Source organism: Caballeronia sp. LZ001 (assembly GCF_031450875.1).
Classification (GTDB): Bacteria; Pseudomonadota; Gammaproteobacteria; order Burkholderiales; family Burkholderiaceae; genus Caballeronia.
On record NZ_JARTVX010000004.1, the window covers coordinates 2,650,189 to 2,665,452 of the forward strand.

14 protein-coding genes are annotated in these 15,264 nt (G+C 64.3%); 6 read left to right on the top strand and 8 right to left on the bottom strand.

What is annotated here, in order from left to right:
- Positions 1–75: 75 nt before the first annotated feature.
- From P9292_RS23270 to P9292_RS23295, 6 genes are all read right to left on the bottom strand, one after another.
- Positions 76–1,113 (bottom strand): L-threonylcarbamoyladenylate synthase, encoded by a 1,038-nt coding sequence (locus P9292_RS23270; RefSeq protein WP_309961457.1) that lies wholly within the window; start codon positions 1,111–1,113, stop codon positions 76–78.
- A 21-nt stretch (positions 1,114–1,134) separates the two neighbouring features.
- The gene (locus P9292_RS23275) at positions 1,135–2,322 is read right to left on the bottom strand and encodes a 5-(carboxyamino)imidazole ribonucleotide synthase (protein ID WP_244827149.1); all 1,188 of its coding nucleotides are present in this window, start codon (positions 2,320–2,322) and stop codon (positions 1,135–1,137) included.
- Positions 2,323–2,424: 102 nt separating this feature from the next.
- A complete protein-coding gene (purE, locus tag P9292_RS23280; protein WP_244827148.1) occupies positions 2,425–2,946 on the bottom strand; it encodes a 5-(carboxyamino)imidazole ribonucleotide mutase in 522 nt (173 codons plus the stop codon).
- A gap of 72 nt (positions 2,947–3,018) precedes the next feature.
- The gene (locus tag P9292_RS23285) at positions 3,019–3,909 is read right to left on the bottom strand and encodes a phosphoribosylaminoimidazolesuccinocarboxamide synthase (protein WP_244827147.1); all 891 of its coding nucleotides are present in this window, start codon (positions 3,907–3,909) and stop codon (positions 3,019–3,021) included.
- Between the two features lie 180 nt (positions 3,910–4,089).
- The gene (pyk, locus tag P9292_RS23290; RefSeq protein WP_370652122.1) at positions 4,090–5,598 is read right to left on the bottom strand and encodes a pyruvate kinase; all 1,509 of its coding nucleotides are present in this window, start codon (positions 5,596–5,598) and stop codon (positions 4,090–4,092) included.
- Between the two features lie 343 nt (positions 5,599–5,941).
- Positions 5,942–7,132 carry a phosphoglycerate kinase gene (locus tag P9292_RS23295; protein WP_309961460.1) on the bottom strand — a complete coding sequence of 397 codons (1,191 nt, stop codon included), beginning with the start codon at positions 7,130–7,132 and terminating at the stop codon, positions 5,942–5,944.
- A 666-nt stretch (positions 7,133–7,798) separates the two neighbouring features.
- Here P9292_RS23295 and P9292_RS23300 point away from each other — a divergent pair.
- From P9292_RS23300 to P9292_RS23325, 6 genes are all read left to right on the top strand, one after another.
- Entirely contained in the window at positions 7,799–8,719 is a 921-nt protein-coding gene (locus P9292_RS23300) for a branched-chain amino acid transaminase (protein ID WP_244827145.1), read from the top strand.
- A 78-nt stretch (positions 8,720–8,797) separates the two neighbouring features.
- Entirely contained in the window at positions 8,798–8,992 is a 195-nt protein-coding gene (locus P9292_RS23305) for a zinc-finger domain-containing protein (protein ID WP_244827144.1), read from the top strand.
- 168 nt (positions 8,993–9,160) lie between these two features.
- Positions 9,161–10,237: a lipopolysaccharide heptosyltransferase II gene (waaF, locus tag P9292_RS23310; protein ID WP_309961462.1), complete on the top strand. Its 1,077-nt coding sequence runs from the start codon at positions 9,161–9,163 to the stop codon at positions 10,235–10,237.
- Positions 10,238–10,417: 180 nt separating this feature from the next.
- On the top strand, positions 10,418–10,861 hold the full coding sequence (locus tag P9292_RS23315) for a nuclear transport factor 2 family protein (protein WP_244827142.1): 444 nt from the start codon (positions 10,418–10,420) through the stop codon (positions 10,859–10,861).
- Positions 10,862–10,915: 54 nt separating this feature from the next.
- Positions 10,916–11,998 (top strand): alpha/beta fold hydrolase, encoded by a 1,083-nt coding sequence (locus P9292_RS23320; RefSeq protein ID WP_309961464.1) that lies wholly within the window; start codon positions 10,916–10,918, stop codon positions 11,996–11,998.
- Entirely contained in the window at positions 11,991–12,587 is a 597-nt protein-coding gene (locus P9292_RS23325; RefSeq protein ID WP_250508602.1) for a DUF2946 family protein, read from the top strand. Before P9292_RS23320 ends, P9292_RS23325 begins: the two co-directional genes overlap by 8 nt.
- 78 nt (positions 12,588–12,665) lie before the next feature.
- Here P9292_RS23325 and P9292_RS43250 read toward each other — a convergent pair whose 3' ends face one another.
- Complete coding sequence (locus P9292_RS43250; protein WP_409015189.1) at positions 12,666–14,630, bottom strand: hypothetical protein; 1,965 nt, start codon at positions 14,628–14,630, stop codon at positions 12,666–12,668.
- A gap of 13 nt (positions 14,631–14,643) precedes the next feature.
- Positions 14,644–15,255, bottom strand: coding sequence for a M48 family metalloprotease (locus P9292_RS43255; RefSeq protein ID WP_409015190.1), 612 nt, complete (start codon positions 15,253–15,255; stop codon positions 14,644–14,646).
- Positions 15,256–15,264: the final 9 nt, after the last annotated feature.

Genomic DNA, 15,264 nt, shown 5'->3' on the forward strand with positions numbered 1-15,264 from the left:
GGAGATGGTCTTCCGGGCGGTTTCTTTTTGCCGTGGACAATCCTTCGCGTCGCTGTCGAAGCGAACATGAGCGAGCTAAGCGCCTTCCCCTTCGAACGCCGCCGCCGCTCTTCCCAGCCGGTCATTCACCGCGATCCACTCGACCGATTCCGGCAGCTTCTCGATGAGAATGCGTTCGACATTCGCCCGATCCAGCGCCCGCAGCAAGCCATACAACTCCCGCGCGTAACTCTGCGGGTCTTCAGGTGCAGCCACGAAGTGCACGCCGGAATCGCGCGCCCAATCGCCTGCGCTCGACGCACGCGCCACCAGCGCGATTTTCTTGTCGCGCGCATTGGCACGGGCCGCAACGAGGATCGGTTCGATCGCCGCGAAAGGCAGCAACGCGAGCGGCGTCCTCGGCGCGTAATGCGCCTTCAGCGTGCCCGAGGCACGCGGCGCGGTGGCATCCGTTCCATCCGGCAATCTCGGCGCGACGCCGATTACATCCGCGATCTGCCGCGGACTCACGTGTCCCGGCCGCAACAAAGCGGGAAAGCCGCGCGATAAATCCAGAATCGTCGATTCGATTCCCACTTGCGCCGTCCCGCCATCGAGCACATGAACGCTCGCGCCGAATTCATCGCGAACATGTTGTGCGCTCGTCGGACTCACGTGTCCGAAGCGATTCGCCGAAGGCCCCGCCACGCCGCCTTGCTTGCCCGTTCCGCTGCGTAAAGCGTGAAACGCCGACAACAGCCGCTGCGCCACCGGATGCGACGGGCAACGAATGCCCACCGAATCCTGCCCGCCGCTCACCGCCGCCGGAATGCGCTCCGCGCGCTTGAGGATGAGCGTCAAGGGTCCGGGCCAGAAGGCGTCGATGAGCCTTTGTGCGTCTAACGGCAACGCGCTTACCCAATAGCCTGGATCGGCTTCGGGCGCGAGATGCACGATCACCGGATGATTCGCCGGCCTGCCCTTCGCGGCATAGATGCGCGCGATGGCTTCGGGATTCTCGGCATCGCCGCCGAGGCCGTAGACCGTTTCAGTCGGAAACGCGACGAGTTCGCCTGCGTCGAGCAGGGCTGCTGCTTCGTCGATCTGCGCGGCGCTCGGATGGATGATGGTCATTGCCTTACTGCTTCAAGTCTTTCAATCGAGCGCGATATGCAGCATGCGCGCACAGTCGCGCGCCGCCGTGCGCGCCTCTTCCAGCGTCGCCGCCGTGAAGTTGATGTGGCCCATCTTGCGGCCATGGCGCGCTTCTTCCTTGCCGTACAGATGCAGGCGCGCAGCCGGCATTGCCACGACGTCGGTCCAGGCAGGAGCGCGTTGCTTGTCGCCGTTGAACCAGATATCGCCAAGCAGATTCAGCATTGCAGCTGGTGAATGCTGGCGCGTATCGCCGAGCGGCATGCCGGTCATCGCGCGGACTTGCTGTTCGAACTGGCTCGTGGCGCAGGCATCGACCGTGTAATGGCCGGAATTGTGCGGACGCGGCGCCATTTCATTGGCGATGAGCGTTCCGTCTTCCAGCACGAAGAATTCGACGCACAACACGCCGACATAGCCCAGCTTCGCCGCGATGGTCAACGCCGAATCCTGCGCCTGCGCGACGAGCGCGGCGGGCGCATCGGGCGCGGGCACGACGGTCTTTGCCAGAATGCCGCCGACATGCGAATTCTGCGCGAGCGGGAACACGGCCGACTTGCCGTCGCCGCCACGCGCGATCAGCACGGACACTTCGTACTTCAACGGCATGCGTTTTTCGAGCACGCACGGCACGCCCGAAAGCGAGCCATACGCGTTCCGCACTTCCTGCACGTTGCGCACGCTCACCTGTCCCTTGCCGTCATAGCCAAGGCGCGCGGTCTTGAGAATGCCGGGCAGCACCGCCGCGATCTTCTCGTCCGACAACGCCGCGAGCGCTTCCGGCGATTCGATCACCACGTGCGGCGCGACCGGCACGCCCGCCTCGGCGATAAACCGCTTCTCCGCAACGCGATCCTGCGCAATTGCCACGCAACTCGCCGCCGGGCTCACGAACGTGCACGAAGCGAGGAATTCGAGACTTGCCGACGGCACGTTCTCGAACTCGGTGGAAACCGCCGCGCACAAGCGGCCGAGTTCGGTGAGCGCGGCTTTGTCTTCGTAACCGGCGCGGATGTGACGATCAGCGACCGCGCCCGCCGGACTTGTCTGGTCAGGATCGAGCACGGCGACGCGGTAACCCATCGACTGCGCGGCAAAGCAGAACATGCGGCCGAGCTGGCCGCCGCCGACCATGCCGAGCCACGCGCCGGGCAGGATGGGTGAGTTCGGGGATTTGTTTGGGTTCATCGTGGGCTGGGGCTTGCCGGGACTGATTTGCTGGTTTGATTTCCAGACGCCGCGCAAAGGGGCGCGCAGCATCGCACTTCAATGCTTCGACGTTTCAACGCTTCAGAGCGGAGGCAGCGCCATATCGCGCGCGGCCTGGTTCTGCTTCACACGGAACGCGGCCAGCGCTTCGGCGTAACGCGCATTGGTCACGCTCAGAATGGACACCGCGAAGAGCGCCGCGTTCGCCGCGCCCGCCTCGCCGATGGCGAAGGTCGCGACCGGCACGCCCTTGGGCATCTGCACGATGGAATGCAGCGAATCCACGCCCTTCAGATACTTGCTCGCCACCGGCACGCCGAGCACCGGCACCGTGGTCTTGGCGGCCAGCATGCCCGGCAGATGCGCCGCGCCGCCCGCGCCCGCGATGATCGCCTGCACGCCGCGCGCGCGCGCGCTTTCGGCATAACCGAACATCTCGTCCGGCATGCGATGCGCGGACACCACCTTCGCTTCATAAGGCACGCCGAATTCCTGCAAGATCGCGACGGCGTGCTTCATGACGTCCCAGTCGGAGCTGGAACCCATCAACACGCCGACGAGCGGCGCATCGTGCGAATGCGCTCCGGTCTGTACTTCGCTCATTTAGCTGCTTTCCTTGGGCGTTGGTTCGGGCGCGCCGTCATCTCTTCCAAATGACCGCGCGCGATACGGGTGTTACGCGAGCGTCTGCCCGGTCAGGCGCTGCAACGCTTCCTGATACTTCTCGGCGGTCTTGGCGACGACTTCGTCGGGCAGCTTCGGCGCGGGCGGTTCCTTCTTCCACGGCTGCGTTTCGAGCCAGTCGCGCACGAACTGCTTGTCGAACGACGGCGGGTTCGTGCCGACCTGATAGCCGTCGGCCGGCCAGAAGCGCGAGGAGTCGGCGGTGAGCACTTCGTCCATCAGAAACAGCTCGCCCTTGTTGTCGAGGCCGAACTCGAACTTGGTATCCGCGATGATGATGCCGCGCGTCGCCGCATACTCGGCGGCTTCCTTGTACAACTGAATGGAAATGCGGCGGATGGTGGCCGACAGTTCGGTGCCGATGCGCCGTTCCATGTCGTCGTACGTGATGTTCTCGTCGTGATGGCCCATTTCGGCCTTCGCGGCGGGCGTGAAAATGGGCTCGGGCAACTTCTGCGCGTTTTGCAGGCCGGGCGGCAATTCCACGCCGCAGACCGCGCCCGTCGCTTGATAGTCCTTCCAGCCGCTGCCCGCGAGATAGCCGCGCACGACCGCTTCCACCAAAATCGGTTCGAGACGCTTCACCACGACCGCGCGGCCCGTCACCTGCGCCACCTCGTCCGGCGCGACGACGCTCGCCGGATCGATACCCGTATTGTGATTCGGCACGATATGACCGAGCTTCTCGAACCAGAAGTCGGCCATCTGATTGAGCACTCGGCCCTTGTTCGGGATCGGCTCGCCCATGACGACGTCGAATGCGGAGAGGCGGTCGGTCGTAACGATCAGGAGCTTGTCCTGACCGACGGCATAGTTGTCGCGAACCTTGCCGCGGCCGAGCAGCGGCAGCGATTTGATCGTGGATTCGTATAGCGTGGACATCGTCATGGTCCGAAGAGGTACGGAGAAATGTTGACCGCCGCTCAAGTTGCCGTGAGCGGCGAAAAGAAATGGGAACGGGTCCCGTCGCCGGAACCCGTTGATTTTACTTTACAAATAACGCCTGGCTCGGATCAGGCTGAATTCGCGCTCATCCGAAAGCGTTTTTCGCTCTACGCGCGCTCAAAAATGATCGCCGACGCGCACGATCTTCAGCGTGTTGGTGCCGCCCGCCGCGCCCATCGGCTCACCGACGGTGAGCACGACCATGTCGCCGCGCGCCGCGTATCCCTTCGACACGACCACTTCCAGCGCCTGATTGAGCGCGTCGTCGCGGTCCATGTTGGTATCGAGATGCAACGGCGTGACGTTTCGATACAGCGACATCGTGCGCTCGCTCGCCACGCGCGGCGTGAGCGCGAAGATCGGCACATGCGTCCAGTGACGCGACATCCACAGCGCGGTCGAACCGGATTCGGTCAGCGCCACGACCGCCTTCGCGCCGAGATGGAACGCCGTGAACAGCGCGCCCATGGCGATGGACTGGTCGATGCGCGTGAACGTGCGGTCGAGGAAATCGCGGTCTAGTTGCGACTCTTCCGACTTCTCGGCTTCGACGCAAATGGCGGCCATCGTCTCGATGGTCGTCACCGGATACTTGCCCGCCGCGGTTTCGGCGGAAAGCATCACGGCGTCGGTGCCGTCGAGCACGGCGTTGGCCACGTCCGACACTTCCGCGCGGGTCGGCACGGGCGCGTGGATCATGGATTCCATCATCTGCGTGGCGGTGATGACGAGCTTGTTCGACTCGCGCCCCATGCGGATCATGCGCTTTTGCAGCGCGGGCACGGCCGCGTTGCCCACCTCCACCGCGAGATCGCCGCGCGCGACCATGATGCCGTCCGACGCATCGAGAATGCCTTGCAGCGCCGGAATGGCTTCGGCGCGCTCGATCTTCGCGATCATCTTCGGCTTGATGCCGTAAGGCGCGCCCGCGATGTTCGCGAGTTGACGCGCCATTTCCATGTCCGTCGCGTTTTTCGGGAACGACACCGCGACGAAATCCGCGCCGAGCGACATCGCCGTCTTGATGTCCTCCATGTCCTTCTCGGTCAGCGCCGGCGCCGTGAGTCCGCCGCCCTGCCGGTTGATGCCCTTGTTGTTCGACAACTCGCCGCCGACCTTTACGACCGTGTGAATCTCTTCGCCGATCACGCGCGTGACGTCGAGGACAATCAGGCCGTCGTTCAGCAGAAGCACGTCGCCGGCGCGCAGATCGCGCGGCAGGTCTTTGTAGTCGAGTCCGCAGCGCTCGTTGTTGCCGAGTTCGCAATTGGCGTCGAGCACGAAACTGTTGCCCGCGACGAGCATCGTCTTGTTGTTCTCGAACTTGCCGACGCGGATTTTCGGGCCTTGCAGGTCGGCCATGATGGCGACTTCGCGGCCCGTCTGGCGCGCGGCCTCGCGCACCCATTCGGCGCGCTGGCGATGATCGTCGGCGGTGCCGTGCGAAAAGTTGAAGCGAACGACGTCGAGCCCCGCTTGCATCATCTGCAGCAGGATCTCGGGACTGCTCGATGCCGGACCGATGGTGGCAACAATTTTGGTAGCGCGATGCATGGAATTCCTCGTCTCTGTAGGACCGCCCGTGACGCTGCGAGCACGTTGCGCCGACGGTGAGGTGTTGCTCACCGGTTGCGCGCGCGCGCCGGATCGTGCCGGCGTCGCTTTATCGATTTGCTTGATTGCATGAGCGGGCAAGCCGCCGATGATGACGGGCGCCGCCGTTGGTGCCGGCGATGCCGCGTCTTCGTTCTGCCTCGGTTGCTGATTCTGCGCGCGGGCTTCGCCGGACGACGGCTCGGTGTTCTGAGCCGCTTCGGCAATGGCCCGCGCCGCGAGCGCGGCGGCGTCGAGCTCGTCGCCCGATGCCCCGCCCGCCACTACGTTTCTGATTCCGTCTTTTTGCGCGCCGCCGGCTTCCTGCGCGCCCTTCTTGCCTGCCTTCGCCGGATTTCCTCGGGTCGTCAAGACCTTAAGCCCGCGACTCGAGCACTTCGACCGCGGGCAGCGTCTTGCCTTCCAGAAATTCGAGGAACGCGCCGCCGCCGGTCGAGATGTAGCTCACCTTGTCGTGAATGTTGTACTTCGCAATGGCCGCGAGCGTGTCGCCGCCGCCCGCGATGGAGAATGCCGACGAACTCGCAATGGCCTGCGCCAGCGTCTTCGTGCCGTTGCCGAACTGGTCGAACTCGAACACGCCGACGGGGCCGTTCCATACGATCGTGCCCGCCGTTTCCAGTTGCGCGGCGAGCGCCTTCGCGGTGTCCGGACCAATATCGAGGATCAGGTCGTCGTCGGACACATCCGCGACGGGCTTGGTTTCGGCTTTCGCGGTCGCGGCGAATTCCTTCGCGGTGACGACATCGCTCGGAATAGGCACGGATGCGCCGCGCGTGCGCGCCTGATCGATGATTTCCTTCGCTTCGTCGACGAGATCGGCTTCGGCGAGCGACTTGCCGATTTTCAGGCCCGAGGCCAGCATGAACGTGTTGGCGATACCGCCGCCGACGATCAGTTGATCCACCTTCTCCGCCAGCGACTTCAGAATGGTCAGCTTGGTCGAAACCTTCGACCCGGCGACGATGGCGACGAGCGGACGCTTCGGGTTGCCGAGCGCCTTGCCGAGCGCATCGAGTTCGGCGGCGAGCAGCGGGCCCGCGCACGCGACCGGCGCGTACTTCGCGATGCCGTGCGTGGTTGCTTCCGCGCGATGTGCGGTGCCGAAGGCGTCGTTCACATAGATGTCGCAGAGTTTCGCGAGCTTTTGCGCGAGGCCGTCGTCGTTCTTCTTCTCGCCCTTGTTGCAGCGGCAATTTTCGAGCAGCACGACGTTGCCCGGCTGAACCTCGACGCTATCGACCCAGTTCGCGACGAGCGGCACGTCGCGGCCGAGCAATTCGGACAGACGCTTCGCGACGGGCGCGAGCGAGTCTTCCGGCTTGAACTGGCCTTCGGTCGGGCGGCCCAGATGGGACGTGACCATTACGGCAGCGCCTGCATCGAGCGCGGCCTCGATGGCCGGCACCGAGGCGCGCACGCGCGTGTCTTCGGTGATGTTGCCGGCATCGTCTTGCGGCACGTTCAGATCCGCGCGGATGAACACACGCTTGCCGGAGACTTTGCCTTCGGAGATGAGGTCGGTGAAACGCAATACTTTCGTCATGGGAGTCAACGTAGGTAGAAAAGCGGTTCGGGCGAGGAAGACCGGCTTGTGCCGGCCGGTTCGTGGGGTGGCCGCGTGACTTCGAGGACTTCTTTTAGCCGTGGCAACGACACGCGGATCATGCCGGAGGCGAAGGCCGCGCGAGCGGGCCGAACGCGCGGGCAAAACAGGCAATGCGAGGAACCGGGAAAGCAGGAGATCGAAGGAACAGACAGGCGGCGGCGCTCAAGTACAAGCACATGCCGGGCGCGCTCCGTTGAGGCGGTGAGCTTGGGAACCGTTGCGCGGTGACTGCCGGACACACTCTCGACCTCGCTTGATGCAACAGGAAAGACCAGCATTTTAACCGATAGCACCGGATGCTTTTAGCGGCCAATCCATGATGACGCGTATTTGGCCGCTTCCAACCGATGCGCCGGGCGCTGGCTCCACGCTGGTTTCGATCCCGCGCGTAATCCGCGCGCAATACCGCGACGAAAGGAACTTTGCCGGCAACTTGGCGGCGAAAGGGAAATTATAGCGTCGTGAAAGCCGCTTCGAGATCGGTTCCGCCGCGAAATCACGCTAAAATAACGGTCTTTCGCCGCCTTTCGGCCAGCGCCGCACTCATGCCGAACTAAGGCGCCAAGCCCCGCATTCACTGAACGAGACAGCTAGGAGAACCGTATGTCAATGGCCGACCGCGACGGCAAGATCTGGATGGATGGCAAGCTGGTCGACTGGCGTGACGCCAATATCCACGTTCTGACCCATACCTTGCACTACGGCATGGGCGTGTTCGAAGGCGTGCGCGCATACAAGACGTCACAAGGCACGGCCATTTTCCGCCTGAAGGAACACACCAAGCGTCTCTTCAACTCGGCCAAGATCTTTCAGATGGAAGTGCCGTTCGACCAGGCCACCATCGAAGCCGCGCAGCTCGAAGTCGTGCGCGAGAACAAGCTCGAATCCTGCTATATCCGCCCGATCATCTGGGTCGGCTCGGAAAAGCTCGGCGTGTCGGCCAAGGGCAACACCATTCACGTGGCCATTGCTGCGTGGCCGTGGGGCGCGTATTTGGGCGAAGACGGCATCGCGAAGGGTATTCGCGTCAAGACTTCGTCGTTCACGCGCCATCACGTCAACGTGTCGATGGTGCGCGCCAAGGCCTCCGGCTGGTACGTGAACTCCATCCTCGCGAATCAGGAAGCCATCACCGACGGCTACGACGAAGCCCTTCTGCTCGACGTGGACGGCTATGTCTCCGAAGGCTCCGGCGAGAACTTCTTCCTCGTCAACAACGGCAAGCTGTACACGCCGGACCTGGCTTCGTGCCTCGACGGCATCACGCGCGACACGGTCATCACGCTGGCGCGCGACTTCGGCATTCCGGTGATCGAAAAGCGCATCACGCGCGACGAGGTCTACACCTGCGACGAAGCGTTCTTCACCGGCACGGCCGCCGAAGTCACGCCCATTCGCGAACTCGACAACCGCACCATTGGCTCGGGCGCGCGCGGTCCCGTCACGGAGAAGCTGCAAAGCGCATTCTTCGACGTGGTCGGCGGCAAGAACGAGAAGTACGCAAGCTGGCTCGCCAAGGTTTAATGCAAGCTGCGGCGGGCGAGGTTTCAAGCGTCCCGCCGTGTCCCCGCACGCAACACAAGTCATTCAAAAGAGATTGCAATGAGCGACCTGAAGGAAATGCCGCTGGTTGAACTGTCGGCCAAGGACCTGCCCGCGTTCTGTCCGAATCCGAAGATGCAGCGCTGGAGCACGCATCCGCGCGTGTTTATCGACATCACGCACGGCGAAGCGCGTTGCCCGTATTGCGGCACGCGCTACAAGCTGAAAGACGGCGAAGTCATCAAGGGGCATTGAGCAGCCGCCCTCTTACGGAAGGCCGAAGCCACGCCTCGTGCCCGCTTCGGCCTTCGTCCAATGCGCGAATCGCAATCACACATTGCGCGCTCAAGCCTCTCACCCACATCAACCGACGACTCGCCATAAGCCGCGAGCCGCGTATATTTTGAGATCGGAAAACGACTGATGCGCCGCGCGCTGGTAATAGCACCGAACTGGATCGGTGACGCACTCATGGCGCAGCCGCTTTTCACGCTGTTGAGAAAGCTGCATCCGCGCATCGTGATCGATGCCGTCGCGCCCTCGTGGGTCGCGCCCGTGCTCGAACGCATGCCGGAAATTCACGGCGTCTACGCCACCGACCTCGCCCACGGCAAGCTGCAACTGCTGCGCCGCTGGCAACTGGCGAGCGACCTGCGCGATGTCGGCTACGACGCCGCCTACGTGCTGCCCAACTCCGCGAAATCCGCGCTGCTGCCCTGGATGGCGGGCATCCGGCTGCGCATCGGTTACAAGGGCGAAAGCCGTTACGGTCTGCTCAACGTGCGGCATGCCAATCCGCCAAATACCGAGCGTCCGCCGATGACCGTGCACTACGCCGCGCTCGCTTATGCGCCGGGCGCGAAGCTGCCGTTCGTCGACAAGTTTGCGCAACCGCAGCCCGAAGGCATCGAAAATCCCGCGCCAACGCTGCCCGTGCCGCGCCTGGAAAACGATCCGAACGAGTCCGCGCGTGTGTCGGCGCGCTTCAATCTCGATACGCGTACGCCGCTCGTCGTGTTTTGCCCCGGCGCGGAGTATGGTCCCGCCAAGCGCTGGCCGCCGGAGCATTTTGCGTCGCTGGCGCAGTTCGTCGCGCAGTCGTTTCCGTATGCGCGGATCATCGCGCTGGGATCGAATAAAGATTCCGCCGTCGCCGATGCCATCGCCGCCCGCGCACCGAATGTGCGCAACCTGTGCGGCCAGACATCGCTCGGCGAAGCATGCGCGTTGATCGCGCGAGCGAGCGCGGTGGTCACCAACGATTCCGGCCTCATGCACGTCGCGGCGGCCATGCGACGGCCGCTCGTCGCGGTGTACGGCTCGACCGACCCGCGCCACACGCCGCCCTTGTCCGATCTCGCAAAGGTACAATGGCTGCATCTTGAATGCAGTCCGTGCTTTGCCCGCGAGTGTCCGCTCGGCCATCTGAACTGCCTTCGCGAACTTTCCGCCGAACAGGTTTTCGGCGACTTGCGCGGCATGCTGCTCGCGCATCGTTGATATCTCGAAGATTGATCCGCTGCGACATCCGCTAGCGGTTCTCCGACGGCATCGACCCAAGTGTGCGGGCGCTCACACGCGAATGCCTCCGAACGGGGGCATGCTTTGACCAATGACCGATGCGGCGCTAGTCCGGCACTACGGGCGCGCGCCGTAACGAAAGCCTGAGACCCACGAGCCATGCCACGTTTCGCCCGCCTCTTCGAAGCCGCAGCCGACACCCTCAACGCTTATTACCAGGCTGTCGCGGACGCCAGCATCGACAGCGTGATGTCGTTGTGGATCGACGAGGAATTCGCCACGTGCATCTGCGCGGACGGCACGCATCTGCATGGTCTGCCGAGCATCCGCGCCGGGATCGGCAAGCAGTTCGAAGCGCAGGCGGTGACCATCGAGCCGCTCGATATCCGCGTGTACGACAGTCTCGGCACCGTCGTGTATGCGATCGCGGAGGCGCATCAGCCAGCGGGAACGGTGGCGCCGCGCATGGTGTTCACGACTTACGTGATGGTCCACGAACGCGGCGAATGGAAAATCGCGCACATTCACGCGAGCGAGATGCCGATGGAAACAGCCGGCCAGTTCGCGGTCAAGATGCGCCACGGTCAGGGGCCGCTGCACTAAAAAACGCGGCAGGTTGCAGAGCAGCACTAAGAAGACGTATGTCGGGGAGTGGCCATGAAGCGCGATCCTTTGTTGAAACACGATTCGTCATTCGTGGATACGGGGCCCGCAGCGGCGCTTAAGGAAAGCGTGCAGGCAGCCGGGCGAACGCTCGGCGCGCCGGTTGCGGACTGGCTCTACAACGCGCCGCGCTGGCTGCCGACGAGCCACGCGCAGACCATCGTGCCGGCGCTCTTCGCGCGCAAGCCGGCGGTGCAATACCGGCGCGAACGCTGGACCACGCCGGATGGCGACTTCATCGATCTCGACTGGGTAGCCGACGAAGCACCCGCCGACGCCCCGCTCTTCGTGCTGTTTCACGGCCTCGAAGGCAGTTCGGACTCCCACTACGCCCGCACGATGATGGCCGCCGCTCAAGCGCGCGGCTGGCACGGCGTCGTGCCGCACTTTCGCACGTGTAGTGGAGCGCTCAATCTGCTGCCGCGCTTTTACCATCTCGCCGACAGCGCCGAAGTCGACTGGATTCTGCGACGCCTGCGCGCCAATCACGCGGGGCCGATCGTGGCGGCGGGCGTCTCGCTGGGCGGCAATGTGCTGCTGCACTGGCTGTGCGACCGCGGCGCCGAGGCTTCGTCGATCATCAGCGCGGCGGCCGCCATCTCCGCTCCGCTCGATGTTCACGCGGGCGGCGCAGCGATCTCGCAAGGCTTCGGCATGATCTACACACGCAGCTTTTTGAAGTTGCTCAAGCGCAAGGCGCTTGCGAAGCTCGGACAGTTTCCCGGCCTTTACGACCGCGACGCCGTACTCGCCGCGCGCACGCTGTACGAGTTCGACAACGTCGTGACCGCGCCGCTGCACGGCTTTCGCGATACCAACCACTATTGGTCGACCGCGACCACGCGCGCGCATCTGAACCGCATCGCGGCGCCAGCGCTTATCCTCAACGCGCGTAACGATCCGTTCTTGCCCGAGTTCGCGTTGCCGTCGCAGGCGGAAGTGTCGTCGCGCGTCACGCTCGATCAGCCGAACCACGGCGGACATGTCGGCTTCATGACGGGGCCGTTTCCAGGGCGGATCGACTGGTTGTCGCAGCGTGTGTTCGGCTATCTGGAGAACTTCGTCGCTCATGGATGACATCGTCAGGCAGGCGCTTGCCAAATGGCCGAACGTGCCGCATTGCACGGGCTGGCTTCTGCTCGACCGACGCGGCCAGTGGCGCATGCGCGACGATGCCGCGCAAGCCGCAGGCGAACTCGGCAGTCCCATCCGGCATGAGGCGCTGATCGGCTTCATCAACCGCAACTACGAGCGCGACGACGAGGGTCAGTGGTTCTTCCAGAACGGTCCGCAGCGCGTGTATGTGGAGTTGGCTTATACGCCGTGGATCGTGCGGCTCGATGTATCGGCGGATGGTTCGTTGCAGCTGACCGATCAGGCGGGCGCGGCGTTCGAGCCGGAACAGGCGTGGATCGACGATGAAGGCGGTGTGTTGTTCGCCGATGCTTCCTCGCCGGCTCGCGTGGCCGCTTTGCACGATCATGATCTGGAGGTGCTGGCGGATCATGCTTCGCTGGATGAGGCTGCTTTGCCCGAGCACGGTGGCGTGTTTCATTGGCGCGGCGGCATTGATCTTCCCTTGCAGACGATCAGACGGACGGATGTCCAAGCGCGTTTTGGCTTTGTCGCGAGTCCGGCTGCCCGGGCTATTGGCGTGCAGGGTTAGAGGTTATCGGCGCACGGATCGTGTACGGCCGTGGCAGGGTCGAGCGCTCGCTCAGCGCTACCCGCGGCGCGGCGCCGTTCAGCTGTTTTTCTCCTCCTCGCGCTCCTCCTTGTAGCGCGTTTCGAAATCGCGCAGACGCGCGGAGATCGTCGAGAGATCGTAGAAACTCGCGGTTTTCAGGTCGCGCGCTTCCTTTAGCTGCCGAATCGCGGATGGCCATGCGCCGTCGAGCGCAAATTTCTCGGCCATCGCCTGATGCTGGCTCAGCGGGTCGTTGAGGCCTGCGCTCGCCTGCGCGAGATAAAGCCACCAGTCGGGGCGTAACGGGTCGGCGCGCGTTTCCTGGCGCGCGAGCGATTGGGCATCGGCGTAGCGGTGCGCCGACAGCAAGGCTTGCAGATGGATATCGATCGCCGCATGCGAGTCGGGCCAGCGCTTCTGCGCTATTTCCGCGAGGCGGATGGCGTCGTCGTTACGGCCGGCGCGGCGGGCGATATCAGCGGCTAGCACGTCGAGGCTAGGCGTGCTGCGGGGTGTTGCGGGCGCTGGCGGCTGCGGTGGCGCGGCGGGTTGTGGGCTCTGGCGCGGGATCGAGGTGCTCGTGACGTGAACCGGCGGAAGCGGGATCGTGTTCTTCGAGGTCGGGGTGTTGGATGCGGTCGTGCGGCGAGAGGTGCTGTTCGCGTCGGTGGTTGTCGCAGCGCCCGCGCGATTCGTCTCGGATGGGTTGTTTTGGTGGATCGACGAATCTTTCTCTGCGGTTGAGACGTTTGCGGTTTTCAGGCCTTTTGCGTTTGGGTTGTTTGGGTTGTTTAGGTTGTTCGTGCTGCTCGTGCCGTTCGCCAGCGTCGCGCCACCTGTGCTGACCGCGTTCTTGACGTTAAGCGAATTGTTCGTGCCGTGCCCGCCGTTCGCGCCGTTCGCGCCGTTCGCGCTGTTTGCGTTGTTTGCGTTGTTTGCGTTGTTTGCGTTGTTCGTGCTGCTCGTGCCGTTCGCCAGCGTCGCGCCGCCTGTGCTGACCGCGTTCTTGACGTTGAGCGAATTGTTCCCGCCGTTCGCGCTGTTCGCGCTGTTCGCGCTGTTCGCGCTGTTCGCGCTGTTCGCGCCGTTCTCGTCGTTCCCGCCGTTCGCGCCGTTCGCGCCGTTCGCGCCGTTCGCGCCGTTCGCGCCGTTCGCGCCGTTCGCGCCGTTCGCGCCGTTCCCGCTGTTCCCGCTGTTCCCGCTGTTCCCGCTGTTCCCGCTGTTCCCGCCGTTCCCGCCGTTCCCGCCGTTCCCGCCGTTCCCGCCGTTCCCGCCGTTCGCCAGCGTTGCGCCGCCTGTGTTGGCCGCGCTCTTTACGTTGAGCGGATTGTTCGGATTACTCGCGCGATTGCCGCTCCCCGAAAAGCTCAGCACATCGTGCGCACTACTGCCGAGCAGCGAAGACATGCCTTCCGATAACGCGACGCCATTCGTCCTTGCATCGGTGACGGCAGGCGCATGCCTCGTCTGTGCGGATCTCACGCCGTCGGCAGCGAGATTCAACCCGGCATCGACGGAAGCAGCCGCCTTCGCCGACGATGCCGTCCCACGCTGCGCCTTCAAACCCCGTGCGCCGCTAGCCGCATCCGCGCCGCCGATACTCTTCAACTCCTGCCGCGCCTGCGCCGATGCCACCGCCGCATTCGCCTCCTCGCCTTCGAACAGACGGCGCGACTTCGCGAGCGCATCGTTGGCGGCGTCGTAATCGCCGAGCAGCGACTGCGCGAGCGCGACGCCATACCAGTTCGCCGCCGGATTGAGCGCGGTCTGATCGCTGATCTCGGTCTTCAGCCGGCTCGCGACCTCGCGATAATCACTCGCATAATTGACCTGCAACGCCCGCGCGCGCGCCCGCACGAACGCGTATTCGGGCGACTGACGCGGCTGCCGATACGGCACGCGCCGCGCACGATCCTCCATATCGGCGATGCGCTCGACGGTCAGCGGATGCGTGCGCGCATAAGGCGGCACGCCGTTGTCGGACATCGTCAGGCGGTCCAGACGCGCGAAAAACGCGGTCATCGCGTAGGGATCGTCAGCCGGCGGCGGCGAGCATCTGAAAGCCGACGCGGTCCGCTTCGTGTTCCGCCGCGCGCGAAAATTTGAGCTGATTGTCGACGGCGAACGCCTGCCCGCCCATCGCGATACCCATGCCGAGATCGCCGCTGCGCGCCATCACGCCAGCGAGCAAGCCGGCGAGCATGGCAGCGAGCGCGGCATAGCCGCTCTTTTTCTGCGCGCCGATCATGCGCGCGATGTGCCGCTGCAGCACGTGCCCCATCTCATGACCGATGACCGACGCCAGTTCCGACTCGGTCTGCGTCGCGGAAATCAGCCCCGTGTTCACGCCGATGAAACCGCCGGGCATCGAGAACGCGTTGATTTGCGGATCGCGCACGGCGAACAGGTCGAAGTCCGGCCGATAGCCACCGAGGTACTGCGTCGCGGCGGCGGCGGAGAGCTTGGTGGCGATGGAATCGAGGTAATCGCGCATCAGCCAGTCGTCGAGATAGTCGGGGTCGGCGCGGACTTCGCGCATCATCCGTTCGCCGAGCGTGCGTTCGGCTTGCGGTGAAAGCGTGCCGTCGGAGCCATCGCCGAGATCGGGAAGCTGCACCGAGGACAAGGGCGCACGCAGGCCGCTCATTTCGCCAGG